This window comes from Terrabacter aerolatus (genome assembly GCF_007991735.1).
GTDB lineage: Bacteria > Actinomycetota > Actinomycetes > Actinomycetales > Dermatophilaceae > Terrabacter > Terrabacter aerolatus.
On the sequence record NZ_BJYX01000001.1, the window covers coordinates 1 to 18,634 of the forward strand.

At 72.2% G+C, this 18,634-nt stretch carries 21 protein-coding genes and 1 tRNA gene; 9 read left to right on the plus strand and 13 right to left on the minus strand.

Annotated elements, in window-relative coordinates; genetic code table 11:
- Window positions 1-61 precede the first annotated feature (61 nt).
- The 5 genes from TAE01_RS00005 to nth all read right to left on the minus strand — a co-directional run bounded on the left by TAE01_RS00005 (window position 62) and on the right by nth (window position 3,517).
- On the minus strand, window positions 62-259 hold the full coding sequence (locus TAE01_RS00005) for a GNAT family N-acetyltransferase (protein WP_147062171.1): 198 nt from the start codon (window positions 257-259) through the stop codon (window positions 62-64).
- Window positions 256-840 carry a GNAT family N-acetyltransferase gene (locus tag TAE01_RS00010; protein WP_147062172.1) on the minus strand — a complete coding sequence of 195 codons (585 nt, stop codon included), beginning with the start codon at window positions 838-840 and terminating at the stop codon, window positions 256-258. The genes TAE01_RS00005 and TAE01_RS00010 overlap by 4 nt, the downstream gene beginning before the upstream one ends.
- Window positions 841-918: 78 nt before the next feature.
- Complete coding sequence (locus TAE01_RS00015) at window positions 919-2,121, minus strand: MarP family serine protease (protein ID WP_147062175.1); 1,203 nt, start codon at window positions 2,119-2,121, stop codon at window positions 919-921.
- Window positions 2,118-2,861 (minus strand): NUDIX hydrolase, encoded by a 744-nt coding sequence (locus tag TAE01_RS00020; protein ID WP_147062177.1) that lies wholly within the window; start codon window positions 2,859-2,861, stop codon window positions 2,118-2,120. Before TAE01_RS00020 ends, TAE01_RS00015 begins: the two co-directional genes overlap by 4 nt.
- Window positions 2,858-3,517, minus strand: a complete 660-nt coding sequence (nth, locus tag TAE01_RS00025; protein ID WP_246111082.1) for an endonuclease III — start codon at window positions 3,515-3,517, stop codon at window positions 2,858-2,860. The genes TAE01_RS00020 and nth overlap by 4 nt, the downstream gene beginning before the upstream one ends.
- A gap of 199 nt (window positions 3,518-3,716) precedes the next feature.
- Here nth and gntA point away from each other — a divergent pair, with 199 nt between their 5' ends.
- The 3 genes from gntA (at window position 3,717) to TAE01_RS00040 (ending at window position 6,005) form a co-directional block, all read left to right on the plus strand.
- Window positions 3,717-4,613, plus strand: coding sequence for a guanitoxin biosynthesis heme-dependent pre-guanitoxin N-hydroxylase GntA (gntA, locus tag TAE01_RS00030; RefSeq protein ID WP_222594022.1), 897 nt, complete (start codon window positions 3,717-3,719; stop codon window positions 4,611-4,613).
- Complete coding sequence (locus TAE01_RS00035) at window positions 4,576-5,262, plus strand: DUF1989 domain-containing protein (RefSeq protein WP_147062179.1); 687 nt, start codon at window positions 4,576-4,578, stop codon at window positions 5,260-5,262. The genes gntA and TAE01_RS00035 overlap by 38 nt, the downstream gene beginning before the upstream one ends.
- 65 nt (window positions 5,263-5,327) lie before the next feature.
- Window positions 5,328-6,005: a Crp/Fnr family transcriptional regulator gene (locus TAE01_RS00040; protein ID WP_142179195.1), complete on the plus strand. Its 678-nt coding sequence runs from the start codon at window positions 5,328-5,330 to the stop codon at window positions 6,003-6,005.
- 65 nt (window positions 6,006-6,070) lie between these two features.
- Here TAE01_RS00040 and TAE01_RS00045 read toward each other — a convergent pair whose 3' ends face one another.
- Genes TAE01_RS00045 through sp36 form a run of 5 tightly spaced genes read right to left on the minus strand, consistent with a single transcriptional unit; the run spans window position 6,071 to window position 9,099 of the window.
- On the minus strand, window positions 6,071-6,730 hold the full coding sequence (locus TAE01_RS00045) for a nucleoside/nucleotide kinase family protein (RefSeq protein ID WP_147062181.1): 660 nt from the start codon (window positions 6,728-6,730) through the stop codon (window positions 6,071-6,073).
- Window positions 6,731-6,737: 7 nt separating this feature from the next.
- Window positions 6,738-7,625, minus strand: a complete 888-nt coding sequence (locus TAE01_RS00050) for an MBL fold metallo-hydrolase (RefSeq protein WP_371860818.1) — start codon at window positions 7,623-7,625, stop codon at window positions 6,738-6,740.
- Window positions 7,597-8,436 (minus strand): NUDIX hydrolase, encoded by an 840-nt coding sequence (locus TAE01_RS00055; protein ID WP_147062184.1) that lies wholly within the window; start codon window positions 8,434-8,436, stop codon window positions 7,597-7,599. Before TAE01_RS00055 ends, TAE01_RS00050 begins: the two co-directional genes overlap by 29 nt.
- A gap of 19 nt (window positions 8,437-8,455) precedes the next feature.
- Window positions 8,456-8,920, minus strand: coding sequence for a RidA family protein (locus tag TAE01_RS00060; protein ID WP_147062185.1), 465 nt, complete (start codon window positions 8,918-8,920; stop codon window positions 8,456-8,458).
- A 23-nt stretch (window positions 8,921-8,943) separates the two neighbouring features.
- Window positions 8,944-9,099 (minus strand): Sp36 family protein, encoded by a 156-nt coding sequence (gene sp36, locus TAE01_RS00065; RefSeq protein WP_142179199.1) that lies wholly within the window; start codon window positions 9,097-9,099, stop codon window positions 8,944-8,946.
- Between the two features lie 73 nt (window positions 9,100-9,172).
- Here sp36 and TAE01_RS00070 point away from each other — a divergent pair, with 73 nt between their 5' ends.
- The 3 genes from TAE01_RS00070 (at window position 9,173) to bagB (ending at window position 12,902) form a co-directional block, all read left to right on the plus strand.
- Window positions 9,173-9,943: an alpha/beta hydrolase family protein gene (locus TAE01_RS00070; RefSeq protein ID WP_186814975.1), complete on the plus strand. Its 771-nt coding sequence runs from the start codon at window positions 9,173-9,175 to the stop codon at window positions 9,941-9,943.
- Window positions 9,944-10,701: 758 nt separating this feature from the next.
- Window positions 10,702-11,730 (plus strand): ATPase BagA, encoded by a 1,029-nt coding sequence (bagA, locus tag TAE01_RS00080; RefSeq protein ID WP_246111042.1) that lies wholly within the window; start codon window positions 10,702-10,704, stop codon window positions 11,728-11,730.
- Complete coding sequence (gene bagB, locus TAE01_RS00085; protein ID WP_147062193.1) at window positions 11,727-12,902, plus strand: ArsA family ATPase; 1,176 nt, start codon at window positions 11,727-11,729, stop codon at window positions 12,900-12,902. The genes bagA and bagB overlap by 4 nt, the downstream gene beginning before the upstream one ends.
- 90 nt (window positions 12,903-12,992) lie before the next feature.
- Here the strand turns inward: bagB and TAE01_RS00090 are convergent, their stop codons facing one another.
- The gene (locus TAE01_RS00090; protein WP_147062195.1) at window positions 12,993-13,295 is read right to left on the minus strand and encodes a WhiB family transcriptional regulator; all 303 of its coding nucleotides are present in this window, start codon (window positions 13,293-13,295) and stop codon (window positions 12,993-12,995) included.
- A gap of 296 nt (window positions 13,296-13,591) precedes the next feature.
- Between TAE01_RS00090 and TAE01_RS00095 the strand changes: the two genes are divergently transcribed.
- The gene (locus tag TAE01_RS00095) at window positions 13,592-16,012 is read left to right on the plus strand and encodes a transglycosylase domain-containing protein (protein WP_147062197.1); all 2,421 of its coding nucleotides are present in this window, start codon (window positions 13,592-13,594) and stop codon (window positions 16,010-16,012) included.
- Between the two features lie 129 nt (window positions 16,013-16,141).
- Here TAE01_RS00095 and TAE01_RS00100 read toward each other — a convergent pair whose 3' ends face one another.
- Window positions 16,142-16,597 (minus strand): GatB/YqeY domain-containing protein, encoded by a 456-nt coding sequence (locus tag TAE01_RS00100; protein WP_147062199.1) that lies wholly within the window; start codon window positions 16,595-16,597, stop codon window positions 16,142-16,144.
- A gap of 90 nt (window positions 16,598-16,687) precedes the next feature.
- On the opposite strand from TAE01_RS00100, the gene TAE01_RS00105 reads away from it, so the two are divergent.
- Both TAE01_RS00105 and TAE01_RS00110 read left to right on the plus strand, forming a co-directional pair.
- Window positions 16,688-17,626 carry a metallophosphoesterase gene (locus tag TAE01_RS00105; protein ID WP_147062201.1) on the plus strand — a complete coding sequence of 313 codons (939 nt, stop codon included), beginning with the start codon at window positions 16,688-16,690 and terminating at the stop codon, window positions 17,624-17,626.
- Between the two features lie 112 nt (window positions 17,627-17,738).
- Window positions 17,739-17,815 (plus strand) — tRNA-Pro (locus tag TAE01_RS00110).
- 52 nt (window positions 17,816-17,867) lie between these two features.
- On the opposite strand, the gene TAE01_RS00115 is transcribed toward TAE01_RS00110, so the two are convergent.
- Window positions 17,868-18,497, minus strand: coding sequence for a hypothetical protein (locus TAE01_RS00115; protein WP_147062203.1), 630 nt, complete (start codon window positions 18,495-18,497; stop codon window positions 17,868-17,870).
- Window positions 18,498-18,634: the final 137 nt, after the last annotated feature.

An 18,634-nucleotide genomic window follows, 5' to 3' on the forward strand; every position in this document is an offset into this window, starting at 1 on the left:
CCCACCCGTCGAGTGGGCACTTCGGCACGCACCGACGTGCCCAGTCGACGTTCGGGTCGGGTCAGGACGGGGGCCGGGAGACGCCGACGTGGCGGGCGACCTCCGTGAACCCGGCCCGCTGGTAGAGACCGATCGCCGGGCCGCCGTCCTCGGCGACGATGACGAGTCGGCCCACAGCCGGGTCCTCGAGCGCCCACTCCCCCGCGGCCCGCACGAGCGCGCCGGCCAGGCCCCGTCGCCGGTGGCTCTCGAGCGTCACGACTCCTGGTAGCGGGCGAGGTCACCGAGCCGCACGACGCCGAGGTCGGCCACGAGCCGGTCGCCGTCGAACGCCCCGAACCACCGCGCCCGCCCCGACTCGACGAGCGCGCGCTGGGCGGCCGCCCTCCGACGCTCGAAGACGAGGCGACCGTCCCGCCGGTCCTCCGGGGTGTCGCTGCCGCCGACCTGCGCCGACTGGTCCCAGTCGTCGTCGCTCACGAGCGCGCGCAGGAGTATGCCGTCCGGTGCGTCCGCGGGGGCCGGCACCGAGGTCGTCGCGAGGTCGACGTCCACCTCGACGTCCCAGCCCCGAGCCGCCCACGCGTCGGTGTCGCCGCCCGGCAGCGCGAAGCCCACCGCGCGGTGGCCGGCGTCGGGGAGCTCCTCCTCGAACCGGGCGACCCAGCGGTCGACCTCCGCGGCTCGGGCCTCGGTCGGCACGAGCACGAAGTTGCCCCACCAGAAGGTCGGGTTGGTCTCGGTACGCACGACGAGGTGGTCACCGTGGTCGGTGACCGTGGCTCCCTGGAGGCGCAGCAGGTCGAGGTCGGTCGTCAGGCCGGGGCTGTCGATGCGCACGTCCCGATCCTCCCAAACGTCGAAAGGCCACGGGCTGCCCGGCCGATCGTGGCCTTTCGACGGTGAAAGGGGGCGGGGTCAGCCGGCGACGCAGGCGCCGGTGCCGACCTCGGCGCCGGCCGAGGCGGCCTCGTCGAGCACCGGCTTGGCCTCGGCGAGCGTCAGCGCGTAGCCCGTGGCGTCGTCCTCGAGCGACTTGGCGAAGATGACGCCGACGACCTGGCCGTTCGTGTCGAGCAGCGGGCCGCCGGAGTTGCCCGGCCGCACCTTCGCCGCCAATGAGTAGATCTCGCGGACGACGCGCTCCCGGCCGTAGATGTCGAGGCCGCGCGCGTCGAGCTGGGCCCGGACCCGGGCGGGGACCACCTGGTAGGGACCGTCGAGCGGATAGCCCGGGACGGCCGCCGAGTCACCGCGCTTCAGCTCACCGCCGAGCGGCAGCGGGGGCAGCAGGAGACCGGGCACGCTCAGCACGGCGAGGTCGCGGCGCGGGTCGAACACGACGACGCGGGCTCGCAACGTCTGGTCGCCGCCCTGCACCCGCACCTCGTCGGCGCCGGCGACGACGTGGGCGTTGGTGACGATGCGGCCCGGCGAGAGCACCCAGCCGGTGCCCTCCTGGCCCCGCTGGCACGACTGCGACTGCGTCGTCACCTTGACGACCGAGCGGCCCGCCGCGCGGATCGCCTGCGACTGCGCGACGGCCGGGTCGGGAGTCTGCACCGGCGTGATCGGCTCGGGTGCGAGGCCACCGAACACCTGCGGGAAGCCCTGGCTCGACAGGAAGCCCCGGAAGCCGGCGAAGACCTGCCCGGTCTGCTCCGGCACGACCGAGTTGACCACCTGGAGCACCTTGGACTCCGACATCGCCTTGGACAGGGCCGGGTTGCCCGCCGTGCGCAGCGCCCCGCCGATGAACCAGATGATGAGGCTCGCCGCGAGCATGACGACGACCGCGCCGAGCGCCGAGTCGACCCGACGCAGCGAGGTCTGGCCGACCCGCCGGCGGATGCGCGCGCCGAGGAGGCTGCCGAGGTACTGCCCGAGCCAGCCGAAGACGACGACCCCGAGCAGCAGGACGAGCACCCGCGTGCGGTCGTCGGCGGCCACCGCCTGCCACCGGGCCAGCAGGCCGGGCAGCTGCCACACCGCCAGCATCGCGAAGGCGAAGAAGCCCACGAGCGAGGAGACGCTCTGGATGAGCCCCTGCCGGTAGCCCGAGAACGCGTAGGCGAGCAGGAGCACCACGAGGGCGATGTCGAGCAGGACGCTGCCGGTCATGAGCGCCTCCCGGCGAGGTAGCGGTCGGGCAGCGGCCTCATGACGTCGGCGTCCCACGGGCGCGCGAGCCCGGCGAGCTCGAGCACGCTGCTCACGAGGCCGGCCGTGAAGCCCCACAGGAGCAGGTGGTCGAGGTCGAAGCCGGGCCCGACGTAGCCCGACGGGTGCGTCACCGAGAAGCGGGTCGACGGGTCGACGAGGTGCGACACCGGCACGGAGAGCACGTCGTGCACCTCGGCGGGGTCACGGACCCCGATCGACGAGGGGCGGGCCCACCAGCCGAGCACCGGGGCCACGACGAACTGCGCCGGAGCGAGGAAGAGCGAGGGCAGCTGGGCCACCACCTCGACGCCCGAGGGGTCGACGCCCGTCTCCTCCTCGGCCTCGCGCAGCGCCGTGGCGACGAGGTCGTCGTCCTCCGGGTCGCGGGAGCCGCCGGGGAAGGCGATCTGGGCCGGCTGCGTGCGCATCGTGTGGGACCGCTCGATGAGCACCACGTGCTCGCCGTCGTCCTCGGACCCGGCCGGAGGCGGACCGAAGAGGATGAGGACCGCCGACTCGCGGCCTCCCTCCTCGGGCGGCAGGAACCGCGAGAACCACTCGGGCGCCACGCTCTCGAGCCGCACCGTGAGCTCGTCCATCCACCCCGGGCGCGCGGCCGTCCCCGCCCCGAGCGTCGGGGAGGGGTCGATGGAACCCGACCTGCCGGCATACGCGATCCGGCTGACGACGTCGGTCACCTCGGGGCCAGCTCGTACTTCAGGAGCTTCGCCGCCTTGTCGGGGTCGGTCTCGCCGGCGCCGTAGCTCGGGCACCAGCGCGCGACCGGGCACGCACCGCACGCGGGCTTCTTGGCGTGGCAGGTGCGGCGGCCGTGGAAGATCACGACGTGGCTGAGCATCGTCCAGTCCTTGCGCATGAAGAGCGCACCGACCTCGTGCTCGACCTTGACGGGGTCCTCCTCCTCGGTCCAGCCGAAGCGGCGCGAGAGGCGGCCGAAGTGCGTGTCGACGGTGATGCCGGGCACCCCGAAGGCGTTGCCGAGCACGACGTTCGCCGTCTTGCGGCCGACCCCGGGCAGCGTCACGAGGTCCTTGAGGCGCGGCGGCACCTCCCCGTCGAAGCGCTCGACGAGGGCGATGCCGAGCTTGATGAGCGAGTCGGTCTTGGCCCGGTAGAAGCCCGTCGGCTGGATGATCGTCTCGAGCTCGGTGCGGTCGGCGTTCGCGTAGTCGGCGGCCGTCGGGTACTTCGCGAAGACGACCGGCGTCACCTTGTTGACCCCGACGTCCGTCGTCTGCGCCGACAGGATCGTCGCGACGAGCAGCTCGAGCGGGGTCGAGAAGTCGAGCTCGCAGTGCGCGTACGGGTAGCGCTCGTGGAGGGCGCGGTACATCTTGCGGGCGCGGCGCGTGCGGGAGACCGGGGTCTCGTCGTCGACCACGAGGGCTCGGGGGGACACGGACGACACTGTATGCCGCGGGGCTGTCACCCGCTTTCCGCGTCCCGTGTCGAGGCTGTCCAGGGTGTCGAACGTCTCGGGTGAGGCGAATCCACCTGCTGGGTACGTCCTGCCTGCACGAGAGGAGTCCGACATGACCACGGACACGCGCACTGCAGCACCGACGCCCGCAGGGACCGCTGGGCTCCGCTCCCCGGACGAGCACCACGGCCTCGAGACGACCCTCGACCTGCTCGCGCGCATGGACCTCGCCCACGCCTCGGAGGCCGACGTGCTCCGGGCCATGGAGCTCATGGTCACCCACGCGGAGTTCCCCTGCCTCGGCGCCAAGTCGGTCTTCCGGCGCGGCAGCGTCGCCCACGTCGTGCTCGACGACATGGACGACCCCGACGTGCCCGCGCGGCTGCTCGAGCGGCTGCAGGCCTTCGCAGCCGACATCGACGGCGAGAGCGGCTTCCACTCCTTCATCGCGACCTTCCGCGGCCCGCTGCCCACGACCGAGGCCGACTTCGAGGCCTCCCTCTTCGGACTGCTGCAGCGCCTGCACGACGCGGACGACCGGTCCTGGGCCGACGGCGTCGGGTCCGACCCCAACGACCCGCACTTCGCCTTCAGCGCCGGCGGCAGCGCGTACTTCATCGTCGGGCTTCACCCGGCAGCCTCCCGGGTGGCCCGGCGAGCGCCGCTGCCGACCCTCGTCTTCAACCCCCACGGGCAGTTCGAGGAGCTGCGCGCCGAGGGCCGCTTCGACGGGATGCGCACCACGATCCGCCGGCGCGACGAGGACCTCCAGGGCTTCGTCAACCCCATGGTCGCCGACCACGGCGACAGCACCGAGGCCCTGCAGTACTCCGGGCGCCGCCACGCCGCGGGCTGGGAGCCGCCGCTCGACGTGAAGCCGGCCGCCGGGAGCGAGGTCCTCGACCTGCACACCGACGACCGCGTCAAGACGAACACCGACACCCGTACCGACACTCACCAGGGGAACCCGCATGACGATCTCGCAGGACGCACGGCCCAGCACGACTGACCGCCACTTCGGCCCCGGAGGCCCCGTCGTCCAGCCGCCCGGCGGCTACCGTGACGGGATGACCCTGACGCGGCTCGCCCCCCAGACCGGCACGGCCTTCGTCCTGCGCGCGGGACAGCGCCTCACCGTCGTCGACCCGACCGGAGAGCAGGTCAGCGACTTCTTCGCCGTCATGGACGACGACCGCGACGAGTGGTTCAGCTCGGGCCGCACCATCGACTACGCCAACTCGACCGCCGTCACGACCGGCAGCGTGCTCTACAGCAACCGCAGCCGCCCGATGGCGACCGTCGTCGAGGACACGTGCGGCCACCACGACATCCTGCTCACGCCGTGCTCGCAGCAGACCTTCGACCTGCTCTATCCCGAGTTCGAGGGCGCCTACCACCCGAGCTGCTTCGAGAACCTCGCCACGACGATGTCCGCCTTCGACGTCGCCCCGGACCGGATCTCGACGACGCTCAACATCTTCATGAACGTGTGGGCCGAGCGGAACGGCGAGCTGCACATCGACCCGCCGACGTCCCGGGCCGGCGACCGCTTCGTGCTGCGGGCCGAGGCCGACCTCGTCGTCGGTCTCACCGCCTGCTCGGCGGAGAAGTCCAACAACGGCGTGTGCAAGCCGATCGACTACCGCATCGACGACTGAGACCCGCGTCCCGAAACCCCTGCAGTGGCAGGGCGACGGTGCGGGCGACGTGGCACACTGACCCCGTGGATCTCGACGTGGTGAGGCGTGCGCCCCTGTTCAAGGCTCTGGACGACGAGGCGGCCTCCGCCCTGCAGTCCGAGATGAGCCGGTCGCACATGGAGCGCGGCGACGTGCTCTTCCACGAGGGCGACCGCGGTGACACGCTCTACGTCATCGCCGAGGGCAAGATCAAGCTCGGCCGCACGAGCCCCGACGGGCGCGAGAACCTCGTCGCGATCCTCGGCCCCGGCGAGATGTTCGGCGAGCTCAGCCTCTTCGACCCGGGCCCGCGCACCATGACGGCCACCGCCGTCGCCGAGACGCAGCTGCTCGGCCTCGGCAACGACTCCCTCACGGCGATCCTCACGGGCCGCCCCGAGGTGTCCAAGACCCTTCTCGCCGCGCTGGCCCAGCGCCTGCGCCGCACCAACGCCCACCTGGCCGACCTCGTCTTCACCGACGTGCCCGGTCGGGTCGCCAAGGCCCTGCTCGACCTGTCCGAGCGCTTCGGCCGTCCGGTCGAGGGCGGCATCATGGTCTCGCACGACCTCACCCAGGAGGAGCTGGCGCAGCTCGTCGGCGCCTCCCGCGAGACGGTCAACAAGGCCCTCGCCGACTTCGCGACCCGCGGCTGGCTGCGCCTCGAGGCCCGGGCGGTCCTGCTCCAGGACGTCGAGCGCCTCAAGCGCCGCGCGCGCTGATCGGCCGCCGAACGCCCTCACCCCGGTCGAGGTGAACGCGCCCACGATCCCGCGGCGCGTCCCCCTCAACCCGTGAGCACCCAGCCGTCCGGACCGTTGACGACGACCCGGTCGGCACGCCCGGCCGCAGCCGCGACCAGGGCGGCGTTGATCTCGTCGGTCCGCTCGACCCACGCCACCGCAGCCGTCGGCTCCTTGCCGAACTCCACGTGCCGGTCGACGAGCCGCCTGCGGCGCACGTCGTCGTCCCCGGTGACGAACCAGACCTCCGCGAGGTGGGCGCGTGCCCGTTCCCAGCGCGCCTCGGGCAGCAGCAGGTAGTTGCCCTCCGTGACGACGAGCCGCGCCGACGGCGGGACGACCATCGCTGCGGCCACCGGCTGCTCGAGCACCCGGTCGAAGCCGGGCGCGTAGACCCACGAGTCGGGGTCGTCCACGACCCGGCCCAGCAGGTGCGCGTAGCCGTCGGCGTCGAAGGTGTCGGGCGCGCCCTTGCGACCGCGCGCGCCGAGCCGGTCGAGCTGGGCGTCGGCGAGGTGGAAGCCGTCCATCGGCACGTGCGCGACCCAGTCCGCACCCTCGCGCGCCGCGACCGACGCGACGAGCGCCGCGGCGAGCGTGGACTTGCCCGCCCCCGGCGCCCCGGCGATCCCGAGCACGACCCGACGCCGGTCCCCGACGAGCGCCACCGCCACGGCCGCGATGGCATCGAGGCCCGAGCTCATGGCCGGGTCACCCGTGCTCGCGGAGGTACTCCAGCTGCGCCTGTACCGACAGCTCCGCGGCCGGCCACACGCTGCGCGGCACGTCGGCGTAGACCTGCTCGACGACGGCGTATGCCGTGTGCGCACCCCGGGCGACCGCGTCGCGCACCTGGTCGAGCCGTTCCGCACGGTGCCTCAGGTAGAAGGTCACGGTCGCTGCCGCGTCGGCGACGAACGGCCCGTGCCCGGGGCTCAGGCTCGTGACCGTGCCGGCCCGGGTCAGCCCCTCGATGCGGGCGAGCGAGGCGAGGTAGGCCTCGAGACTGCCGTCGGGCCAGGCCACCACCGTGGTGCCGCGGCCGAGGATCGTGTCGCCGGTCAGCAGCGTGTTGTCGGCGGGGAGCACGAACGAGAAGGAGTCGCTCGTGTGACCGGGCGTCTCGACGGCGAGGATCTCGAGCCCGCCGACGGTGATGGCCTCGCCGGCGCGCAGGTCGTCGTGCCCGCGGCCGAAGGCTCGCACCGGCGCACCGGTCAGCTCGTGGAAGCGGTCGGCGCCCTCGGCGTGGTCGGCGTGACCGTGGGTCAGCAGGGTCAGCGCGACCCGGCGCCCGGAGTCGGCGACCCGCCGCAGCACGTGCTGCAGGTGAGCCTCGTCGAGCGGGCCCGGGTCGACGACGACGACCTCGTCGGAGCCGGGCTCGGCGAGCAGCCACGTGTTGGTGCCGTCGAGGGTCATCGGCGACGGGTTGGGGCACAGCACGCACTCGGCGCGCTCGCTCGTCAGGCCGCCGTGCCAGGCGGGGTCCGCCGCCGAGCCCCTCACCGCAGCCCCGCCGCCGTCGACGTCCTCGCCGCCGTCGTCATCCTCGACACCCCCGTCGCCGTCACCGCTCGACGATCTCCATCGCGCCACCGCCGGGGCCGTCGACGACCTCCGGCATGATGAGCGGCAGGGCGTCGCTGTGCACGACCACCGCTGCGGCAGAAGGGGCGTCGCGGATCTCCTCCACGCACATGACGGTCGGCGGCAGCATGAGGGCCGAGCCCACGGCATACGCCTCCAGCAGCTCCGACGGTACGAACCATTCGGCGTGGTCGGCCTCGGTGGTCTCGCCGTCGGCGACCTGGAAGGGCGGCATGAGCGCGGCGAAGAACCACGTGTCGTAGCGACGTGGCTCGAAGACCGGGGTCAGCCAGTGCGCCTTTGCGACGACGAGGTCCGAGCGCAGGACGAGGCCGCGCTCGTGGAGGACGTCGGCGAGGGAGAGTCGTCGGTCGACGAGGGCGAGGCGGGTCTCGCGCCACTCCGGACCGTCGACCATGGCGAGCGGCCCGCTCGCGGACGGGCTGGCCAGCAGCACCCCGCACTCCTCGAAGACCTCGCGGATCGCCGCGGCGACGTACATCTGCGCCTCGGCGGGAGAGCACCCGAGGCGCTCGGCCCACTCCGCCGGCGAGGGACCGGCCCACGGCAGGCCGAGCTCGCCGTCGCGCTCGTCGACACCGCCGCCGGGGAAGACCATCATGCTCGGCGCGAACTCCATCCCGGAGACGCGCCGCAGCATGAAGACCTCGGGCCCGGTGGCGCCGTCGCGCACGAGCATCACGGTGCTCGCCCGTCGCGGGGTCGCCTCGTCCCAGCGCTCCCCCGCGAGCCAGCGCGACGCCGCGTCGGAGATGCCCGGCGTCGTGGTCAGGGGGAAGCGCCGGTTCGTGCCGCTCACCCGCGGCTCACTTCGGGGCTCACGTGGCGACGGAGACGATGACCTCGACCTCGACGGGTGCGTCCAGCGGGAGCGCAGCGACACCGACGGCCGAGCGGGCGTGGATCCCCTTGTCACCAAACGCCTTCACGAGCAGCTCGCTCGCGCCGTTGATGACCCCGGGCTGGCCGGTGAAGCCAGGGTCGGAGGCGACGAAGCCGACGACCTTGACGACACGGCTCACCGCGTCGAGGTCGCCGATCTCGGACTTGATGGCCGCGATCGCGTTGAGGGCGCACGTCTCGGCGAGGGACTTTGCCGTCTCGGCATCGACCTCGGCACCGACCTTGCCGGTCGCGGCGAGGGAGCCGTCGACCATCGGCAGCTGGCCCGAGGTGAACACGAGGTCGCCCTCGCGGACGACAGGGACGTAGGCGGCGACGGGCGGCACGACCTCGGGTACGGTGAGGCCGAGCTCGGACAGTCGGTCTTCGACAGCAGACATGGTGCGGTGGCTCCTCGGGGCTCTCAGGACTTGGGGCGCTTGAAGTAGGCAACGAGGCTCGTGCCGTCAGGACCGTTGACGATCTGGACGAGCTCCCATCCGTCCGCCCCGAAGTTGTCGAGGATCTGCTTGGTGTTGTGGATCAGAAGTGGTGCGGTGAGGTATTCCCACTGGGTCATGGCCCTCACCCTACTCAGTGCGGGCACGGCTCTGGCGGGGTGCGCCGGTGAGGCCGGTGGCACGATGGCGCCCATGACGAGCAGCGCTTCGGCGACCCCCTCCGCGAGCACCTCGGCGGCGTCCACCCGTTCCTACGGCAGCGATCCGGCGCAGGTCTACGACGTCCTCCCGCCCGCCGCCGGCGCCCCTGCCGTGACGGGGACGGTCGTCGTCGTGCACGGCGGCTTCTGGCGCGCGCAGTACGACCGGGAGCACGCCCGGCCCGAGGCGGCGGCGTTCGCCGGAGCGGGTTACCACGTCGTCCTGGCGGAGTACCGCCGAGTCGGTATGCCGGGTGGCGGCGTCCCCGGGACCCTCGAGGACGTGCGCGACCTCCTCGCGTCGGTCTCCTCGCAGCCGGACCTGCCCAAGCCCATCGTCCTCGTCGGCCACTCCGCCGGCGGCCAGCTCGTCGCCTGGGCCGCCGGGCAGCCGTGGGCGCGCGAGCGCGGCATCGTCGGGGTGGTCTCGCTGGCGGGGGTCGTCGACCTCGGCGCCGCGGACCGCCTGCACCTCGGCTCGGACGCGACGCGCGACTTCGTCGGGTCGGGCCCCGGCACCGCGGCCTGGACGTCCGCCGACCCGATGTCGACCCTGCCCCCGAAGGTCCCGGTGCGGCTCGTCAACGGCGCCGACGACGACACGGTGCCGCACGAGGTCGCCGACGCCTACGTGGCGCGGGCCAGGGCCGCCGGCGGCGACGTGACCGAGGACCTCGTCGCGGGCGCCGACCACTTCGCCGTCATCGACCCGACCACCCCCGCCTTCGCCCACGTCCTCACCGCCGTCCACTCCCTCCTCTGACCCGGTTGAGGTAAACCCGCCGCAAGAACCACCGCGCGTCCACCTCAACCGCTCCGCGATCCACAGCCCCTCAGGCAACCTCCGGGATCTCCACATGTCGCGCGGGTGGCGAGCAACGTCGACCGCGGCCGCTGCAGGGTCGGTGCATGAGATCCAGCCATCGCCGCGAGAGGGTCCGCGCCCTCGACCCACGGGGACTCGGCGTGGTCTCGCGCGCCGCACTACGGGCCAACGGGATCAGCGCCGCCGACGTGCGGGCCGAGGTGCAGGCCGGGAGGTGGACCACGCACGGTCTGCAGACGGTCGCCCTGCACACCAGGCCCCTGGGCCCGGACGAGCAGCTGTGGCGCGCCCTCTGGGAGACCGGCACCGACGTCGCAGCGTTGGACGGCGTCACCGCCCTGCTCGCCGCAGCGATCCGGGCCGCCCACTGGGCCGACTCCGACCGGCAGGCCGCGCTGCTGCTCGTCCTGCCCACCCAGCAGGGGCTCGTGCGGGCGGCTGACCTGCTGCAGACCGCCCGGAGCCTGGGGACTCACGCCCGTCCTCGACGCGCTGCGCCAGAACCGCGTGACGCTGTCGAGCGACACGGTCCTGCGCATCCCCAACGTGGGCCTCCGGCTGCACGAGGACGACTTCATGGACCAGGTCGCGCAGGCGCTTCGGCTGCGCGGTGGTCTGAGGTGATCCACTGACGGAAGCCGCGGCGCGTTCACCTCGAACGAGGACTCGGGGCGGCAGGTCCTAGGGTGGGAGGCGTGACGACGGACTGGGCGCGGGCGCGGCTGCACGTCGTCACGGGCAAGGGCGGCACCGGCAAGACGACCGTCGCCTCCGCCATCGCGCTGGCGCTCGCGTCCAGCCCCGCCCACGTGCTCCTGACGGAGGTCGAGGGCCGCCAGGGCATCAGCCAGACCTTCGACGTGCCCCCGCTCGGCACCGAGGAGACCCGCATCGTCCGCCTCTCCGGCGGCGGGGAGGTGGTCGGCCTGTCGATCGACCCCAAGGCGGCCCTGCTCGAGTACCTCCAGATGTTCTACAAGCTCGGCCGCGCCGGACGCCTGCTCGAGAAGTTCGGTGCCATCGACTTCGCGACGACCATCGCGCCGGGCGTTCGCGACGTGCTCCTCATCGGCAAGATCTACGAGGCCAACCGGCGCCGCCGCGACGGCAAGCACAAGGGCGACGCCGCCCCGGTCTACGACGGGATCGTCCTCGATGCCCCGCCGACGGGACGGATCGGGCGCTTCCTCTCCGTGAACTCCGAGGTGGCCGACCTCGCGCGTGTCGGCCCGATCGCCTCGCAGGCCGGCTCGATCACCCGGCTGCTCCAGTCGGACCAGACCGTGGTGCACGTCGTGACGCTCCTCGAGGAGATGCCCGTGCAGGAGACCCTCGAGTCGATCGACGAGCTGCGCGACAAGGGGCTGCACCCGGGCGCCGTCATCGTCAACATGGTGCGCGAGCCGCTCCTCGACGACGTCGCCCTCGACCAGGCCCGCGAGGGCCGCCTGCACAAGGCGTCGATCCGCACCCAGCTGACCGAGGCCGGGGTCAGCGCGACGCCCGAGCTCGTCGACGGGTTGCTCGAGGAGGCCCGCGACCACGCCGAGCGCATCGACCTGGAGCGCGAGCAGCTCGCGCTCCTCGAGGCCACGGGGCTGCCCATCGTGCAGCTGCCCGCACTGGCGACGGGCGTCGACTCCGGGTCGGTGCGCGAGCTCGCCGACCTCCTCGTGCCGCTCTTCGTGGGCCACGAGGACACCGACGACCGGGTCCGGGCATGAGTCCGCGCGCCGTCGCGAGCGCGGCGCCCCGGCTCGAGGTCGACGCCCTCATCGACGACCCCCGCACCCAGATCGTCGTCTGCTGCGGCTCCGGCGGCGTCGGCAAGACGACGACGGCCGCAGCCCTCGCCCTGCGCGCCGCGGAGTCCGGTCGCAACGTCGTCGTCCTCACCATCGACCCGGCCCGCCGCCTCGCCCAGTCGCTCGGCCTCACCGAGCTCGACAACACCCCGCGCCCGGTGACCGACATCGACGCGTCGGCCGGCGGCAGCCTCCACGCGATGATGCTCGACATGAAGCGGACCTTCGACGAGGTCGTCATCGCCCACTCCGAGCCCGACAAGGCCGACCAGATCCTCGCGAACCCCTTCTACCAGGCCGTCAGCAGCTCCTTCGCCGGCACGCAGGAGTACATGGCGATGGAGAAGCTCGGCCAGCTCAAGGCGAGCGCCGGCACCGCCGACGCCCCGTGGGACCTCATCATCGTCGACACCCCGCCGTCACGGTCGGCGCTCGACTTCCTCGACGCCCCGAACCGGCTCGGCAGCTTCCTCGACGGCCGTTTCATCCGGCTCATGACGGCGCCGGCCAAGGCGGGCGGGCGCGCGGGGCTCAAGGTCTTCGGTGTCGGGGTGCAGCTCGTGACGTCGACGATGACGAAGATCCTCGGGGGCCAGATGCTCACCGACGTCCAGACGTTCGTCAACGCGCTCGACACGATGTTCGGCGGCTTCCGCGAACGCGCCGACGAGACCTACCGGCTGCTCTCCGAGGACGGCACGGCCTTCCTCGTCGTCGCGGCACCGGAGCGGGACGCGTTGCGCGAGGCGTCGTACTTCGTCGACCGCCTGGAAGCCGACGGTATGCCGTTGGCCGGGCTCGTCGTCAACCGCATCGGGCGCGTCTCGGCCACCGGGGTCACCCCGGCGCGAGCACTGGCCGCCGCAGAGTCGCTCGAGGACGGGGGCGGACCCCGGTCGGCGTCCAACGCCGCCGGCCTGCTCCGGCTCCATGCATCGCTCGTGCGCACGGCCGAGCGACAGCGCGAGCTGGCCGACCGCTTCTCACGGTCACACCCCGGCATACCCGTGGTGCAGGTGCCGGCGCTCGGACGTGACGTCCACGACCTCGACGGGCTCCGCGAGATCGGGCACGCGCTCGCGGGGTCGTGACGCACCCGGTGGGTGGTCACGGCCCCGTGGACGTGTGACGGTTCTTCGAAGGACGCGGTGCGACCGGGAGCCGGCCGCAGTGACGTCGGTTCAGTCGTGCTTGACCTGAGAGGCCATGCCTGCCCGGAGGGCCGACTTCCACGACGTGATGTCCGGCCGCTTGCGCAGCAGGGCGCGGCGCTCACGCTCGGTCATGCCGCCCCAGACACCGAACTCGGTTCGGTTGTCGAGGGCCTCGGCGAGACACTGCGCGAGCACGGGGCACGTCTTGCAGACGGCCTTCGCGTCGTGCTGGGCCTTGCCCCGGACGAACAGCGCATCGGGATCCGTGCCGGAACAGCTGGCCTGACTGGCCCACTCGTCCACCCACGTGTCCACCACGACAGCACTCATTTTCATTCCCCTCCCCGCTCGGCACCTCCCATGACACCGAGCAGACCCGGACCGTCCCACCGGTCCCGATCAAGTGGACCCCCCTAAGGCCCAAACGAGACATTACGAGCGCTGAGCCCGGTTCCGACATAGCCTCTATGGACCATTTAGTTGAGGAGGTGACTAGTCACTTCCTGCGTGGTGCCCTGGCCATCAGTGAGTCGAGACACTCCCGCGATACATCGGGGACGAGCGGCGCGAGTCTCGGTGGCCGCGCAAACCCGGTGGCCATAGAGTGAGCGGTTACCCTAAGGCCCATGTCTTCACGCACTACCTCGATCGGCGGGGTCATCAGCCTGCTCGGCGCATTCCTCGCGTCCGCGCTCGTGCTCGGCCTGCTCGCCGCCGGCCTGGTGATGCCCGCAGTGGGCGCCACGGGCGCCCTCGCACGCAGCGGTGTCGACGTCTTCAACGACCTGCCCAGCGAGTTCACGACCGACCCGCTGGCCCAGACCTCGCGCATCCTGGCCGCCGACGGCTCCGTCATCGCGACGCCCCAGGAGCAGAACCGCACCGTCGTGCCGCTGAACAAGATCGCACCGATCATGCGCGAGGCGCAGGTGGCGATCGAGGACCACCGCTTCTACGACCACGGCGGCGTCGACCTGCAGGGCGTGATGCGTGCAGCTATCTCCAACCTCCGCAGCGGCGCGACCACCTCGGGAGCCTCGTCGCTTACGCAGCAGTACGTGAAGATCTCGCTGCAGTACTCCGCGCTCAGCTCCGGCAACAAGGAGGCGGCGGCCGCAGCGGTCAAGAAGGACTACATGCGCAAGCTCAAGGAGCTGAAGTACGCCATCACGCTCGAGAAGAAGCTGAGCAAGGACCAGATCCTCGAGGGCTACCTCAACCTCGTCTACTACGGCGACCGCGCCTACGGCGTCGAGGCGGCTTCGCAGCACTACTTCAGCATCCCGGCCAGCAAGCTCAGCCTGTCGCAGGCCGCGCTGCTCGCCGGCCTGACGCAGAACCCGGGCACGACCGACCCGGTCAACTTCCCCAAGCGGGCCCTGGCCCGGCGTGACGTCGTGCTCGACCGCATGCACGAGCTCGGCCGGATCACCGACAAGCAGTGGCAGGACGCCAAGAAGCGCACCCTCAAGCAGGACATGCGGGTCTCGCAGCCCAAGAGCACGTGCCTCTCCTCGCCCTACCCGTACTGGTGCGACTTCATCGTCGGCTACGCCCTGACGATGCCCCAGCTCGGCAAGACGCTCGAGGAGCGCAAGCGGGTGCTCTACCGCGGCGGCGTGACCATCCAGACGACCCTCGACCCGCGCATCCAGAACATCGCGCAGCTCGAGCTGACCAAGAAGGTGCCGATCGGCGACCCCTCGCGCGTCGGCGCCGCGGCCTACGTCACCGACCCCAACACCGGCAAGGTGCTCGCGTTCGCGCAGAACACCACGTACACCGTCGACAAGGAGTCGTCGGGCAAGACCGGCATCAACTGGGCCCTGGACCAGCGCTGGGGTGGGTCGGGCGGCTTCCAGTTCGGCTCGACGGCCAAGGCCTTCGCGCTCGTCACGGCCATGGAGTCGGGGATGAAGCTCGACGCGAGCGTCAACGCCAAGCAGGCCGGCAACGGCCACATGGCGGCCTACGAGCCCAAGGACTTCCCCGGCGGCTGTGGACCGGGCAGCACGTGGGACGTCGACAACGACACGTACTGGCCGGGCGGCAGCATCAGCCTGATGAAGGCGACCGCCCTGTCGACCAACACGGCGTTCGTCGCCCTCGCCCAGCAGCTCGGCGGCTGCAAGGTGCGTGACACGATGCTCCGCCTCGGCCTGCACCAGTCCGACGGCCAGCCGGTCGGCAAGTACGCGCCCCAGTACATCCTCGGAGCCTCGGACGTGTCCCCGCAGGGCGTCGCCCAGGCCTACGGCGTGCTGGCGGCCGACGGCAAGAAGTGCTCGATGCTGGCGGTCACCAAGGTGACCCAGGGCAACAAGGTCATCGCCGAGCCGAAGTCGTCGTGCACCCAGGTCGTCGACCCGGACGTCGTCCACGCGACCGACAAGTTCCTGCAGTACAACATGACGAACGGGTCCGGCATCCGCAACCAGCTCGACGGCGGCGCCCGCCCGTCGGCCGGCAAGACGGGAACGGCCAACAACAACAACGAGTCGTGGTTCGTCGGCTACACCCGTCAGCTCGCGACCGCCGTCTGGGTCGGTACGCCCTACGACCCGATCAGCCGCGTCATGAAGAACGTCACCGTCGGCGGCACGTTCTACCCCGTCATGCACGGTGCCGCGATCGCCGCACCGATCTGGAAGGGCATCATGAACGGCGCCCTCCAGGACCAGCCGATCGTCCCCTTCGCCGACCCGTCGGCGAAGTTCACGACCGGGGCGTCCCCGAACACGCCGGGGTCCATCCCCAGCGTCACGGGCATGTCGGTGAACCAGGCCATCGCGGCGCTGCAGTCCGCCGGCTACCCCGCCGGCGTCGGCGGCACGATGAGCTCGGGGGTGCCGAGCGGGCTCGTGGCCGGCACCTCGCCGTACGGCAACGCGCCGAGCGGCACCTTCATCACGATCTACACCTCACGAGGCGCTGACCGACAACCGCTGCCCCAGCAGACGCCGACGACCGTGGTCCCACCCGCCGGGGGCGGGAACGGCAACGGAGGCGGCAACGGCAAGCCCACCAAGCCACCAGGGCGCGGTTGACGCCCGGCGAGCCCTGAGGCGAGCCCATGACGAAGGCCCGACGCGATCCGCGTCGGGCCTTCGTCGTGGGCGGCCGACCCACCCGCCGGAAGGCGTCGCCCCGGCAAGAGCCGGGGGCCAGCCCGGTGGTCAGCCGGCGAGGACGCGGCGCACGATGGCGGCGACGCGGCCACCCTCCGCCCGTCCCGCGACGGCAGCGTTGGCCGCCTTCATCGCGAGGCCCATCTGCGGCATACCGCTGGCTCCGGAGGCCGTGACGGCCTCACGGACGATCGCCTCGAGCTCGTCGTCGCCGAGCTGCCGGGGCAGGTAGGCCTCGAGGACGGCGAGCTCCGCCTCCTCCTTGCCCGCGAGCTCCGGACGACCGGCGCCGGTGTAGGCCTCGGCCGCCTCGCGGCGCTTCTTGGCCTCCTTGGTCAGGACCTTGAGCACGTCGTCGTCGGTGAGCTCACGGTGCTCCTTGCCGGCGACCTCCTCGTTGGTGACGGCCGTCAGCGCCATCCGCAGCGAGCCGGCGCGGACCTGGTCGCGCTCGCGCATGGCGGTCGTGAGGTCGGACTGCAGCTGCTGCTTCAGGGTGCTCATGGGAGCAGTCTGTCAGGTCGTCCACGCGAGCCCCGACCGGTTAGTCGGGCCTCGCGTCCGACGAACCGGTCGGGTGCGAGGATGGGGCCCATGCGTGCCGTGACCAAGACCGTGCTGGGACTCGGGCTGACCGGCGCGGGGGTGCTCGGCTGGGCGTCGCTCGTCGAGCGGAACGCCTTCGTGCTGCGCCGCTTCGACGTGCCGGTGCTGCCCGAGGGGGCCGACCCACTGCGCGTGCTGCACCTGTCGGACCTGCACCTGCTCCCCCGGCAGCGGGCCAAGCGCGCGTGGGTGCACAGCCTCGCGTCGCTCGACCCGGACCTCGTCATCACGACGGGCGACAACATCGCGGCGCCCGACGCGGTTCCGGCGCTGCTCGACGCGTACGACCTCCTCCTCGGTGTCCCGGGCGTCTTCGTGCTCGGGTCCAACGACTACTTCGCCCCGAAGCTGAAGAACCCCCTCGGCTACCTGACCCGCAACTTCGCCAGGGGCCTCGGCACGACCCAGCGCCTCCCCACGGCCGACCTCGTGCGCGGCCTCGGCTCCCGCGGCTGGGTCGACCTGACGAACCGTCGTGACGCGCTCACCGTGCGCGGCCTGCGGATCGACGTCCGCGGCGTCGACGACCCGCACCTCGGCTACGACCGCCTCGACCTCGTCCGTGGGCCCGCCTCTCCCGATGCCGACCTGCGTCTCGCCGTGACGCACGCCCCCTACCAACGCGTGCTCGACGCGTATGCCGCCGACGGCGCCGACCTCATCGTGGCCGGGCACACGCACGGCGGCCAGGTCTGCGTCCCCGGCTACGGCGCCCTCGTGACGAACTGCGACCTCGACACGGGCCGCGTCAAGGGCCTGTCGCGCTGGTGGCCCGGCGCCGGCTCGACGCCCTCCTCGCAGGCGCCGAACGATGCCGCGTGGCTCGAGGTGTCCGCCGGCCTCGGCACCGCTCCCACCGCGCCCGTACGCCTGGCGTGCCGTCCCGAGGCCACCCTGCTGACGCTCGTCCCACGCTCGCAGGGCTGATCGCCACCCACCTCGGGGTCACGACGATTACCCGATTCGGAGTTGGACGGGGGGCTGCGCTAGCATCTCTGCTTGCTGCCTCCGGTCCTCGGACCAGGGGTAGGTGCAGCACCGGGGTGTGGCGCAGCTTGGTAGCGCGCTTCGTTCGGGACGAAGAGGTCGCAGGTTCAAATCCTGTCACCCCGACCACCCGAAGGGCCCGGTGGAGAGCGACGAGAGTCGCCTTCCACCGGGCCCTTCGTCATGGGCGGGACCTGTCGGCCGGCCGTCCGATCACCGTCGTGGAGGCCCACACCTTCGTCAGCGGCTGGTCTGCCGGGAGCCCGCGGTCGGGCACCGGCCCGCGGTCCAGCGCCCCCGCCAGCAGGAAGAGGCCGGCCAGCACGAGCAGCGGCACCACGACGACACCGGTCGAGCCGCCGAGCAGGTCGCCCAGGCCGGGTCCCTCGCCATCCGACTCCCGCATGAGGATCGACACGACCGACAGCAGCGGCACCGCAGCGACGACGACGAGCAGCACCCCTGCGCGCAACGCGTACGTCAGGCCGACGACGGCGAGGGGCAGCGCCAGCACGAGCGCGATCATGGGGAGGTCCGGCGCGTCGACGAGGTCGACGAAGAGCGCGACGACGCCCCACACGGCATACAGCCCGACGGCGACCGCGAGCACCCGCAGCGCGGGCCGACGACGCAGGGCGGCGAGCGCCGTGAGCGCGGCGAGGGGCACGACGACCACTGCCGCCAGCAGCACCGCCCTACCACCACCCGGGTCCTCGAACGCGTAGCCGAGCGCGAAGAGCAGGCCACCGCAGGCGAACACCGCCGTCAGGACGAGGGCCGTGCGACGCAGGACCACGGAGACGGTCCTCATGGTTCCCACCTCCTAGCCTCACCTCGATCCTCGCGCCGTCAGCGGCGCCCCCGGAAGGGCCGAAGGGCCTGCGGCCGCGCGGACCGCCAAACCCGGTGCCGGGAGGTCCCGGCCGCGCGACACTGAGAGGGACGCAC

Excerpts from the sequence above, each read along its gene's own strand:
- TAE01_RS00015 (WP_147062175.1), bottom strand. The coding sequence starts at position 2,121 with ATGACCGGCAGCGTCCTGCTCGACATCGCCCTCGTGGTGCTCCTGCTC.
- nth (WP_246111082.1), bottom strand. The coding sequence starts at position 3,517 with ATGTACCGCGCCCTCCACGAGCGCTACCCGTACGCGCACTGCGAGCTC.
- gntA (WP_222594022.1), top strand. The coding sequence starts at position 3,717 with ATGACCACGGACACGCGCACTGCAGCACCGACGCCCGCAGGGACCGCT.
- TAE01_RS00035 (WP_147062179.1), top strand. The coding sequence starts at position 4,576 with ATGACGATCTCGCAGGACGCACGGCCCAGCACGACTGACCGCCACTTC.
- TAE01_RS00045 (WP_147062181.1), bottom strand. The coding sequence starts at position 6,730 with ATGAGCTCGGGCCTCGATGCCATCGCGGCCGTGGCGGTGGCGCTCGTC.
- TAE01_RS00060 (WP_147062185.1), bottom strand. The coding sequence starts at position 8,920 with ATGTCTGCTGTCGAAGACCGACTGTCCGAGCTCGGCCTCACCGTACCC.
- sp36 (WP_142179199.1), bottom strand. The coding sequence starts at position 9,099 with ATGACCCAGTGGGAATACCTCACCGCACCACTTCTGATCCACAACACC.
- TAE01_RS00070 (WP_186814975.1), top strand. The coding sequence starts at position 9,173 with ATGACGAGCAGCGCTTCGGCGACCCCCTCCGCGAGCACCTCGGCGGCG.
- bagB (WP_147062193.1), top strand. The coding sequence starts at position 11,727 with ATGAGTCCGCGCGCCGTCGCGAGCGCGGCGCCCCGGCTCGAGGTCGAC.
- TAE01_RS00090 (WP_147062195.1), bottom strand. The coding sequence starts at position 13,295 with ATGAGTGCTGTCGTGGTGGACACGTGGGTGGACGAGTGGGCCAGTCAG.
- TAE01_RS00095 (WP_147062197.1), top strand. The coding sequence starts at position 13,592 with ATGTCTTCACGCACTACCTCGATCGGCGGGGTCATCAGCCTGCTCGGC.
- TAE01_RS00100 (WP_147062199.1), bottom strand. The coding sequence starts at position 16,597 with ATGAGCACCCTGAAGCAGCAGCTGCAGTCCGACCTCACGACCGCCATG.
- TAE01_RS00105 (WP_147062201.1), top strand. The coding sequence starts at position 16,688 with ATGCGTGCCGTGACCAAGACCGTGCTGGGACTCGGGCTGACCGGCGCG.
- TAE01_RS00115 (WP_147062203.1), bottom strand. The coding sequence starts at position 18,497 with ATGAGGACCGTCTCCGTGGTCCTGCGTCGCACGGCCCTCGTCCTGACG.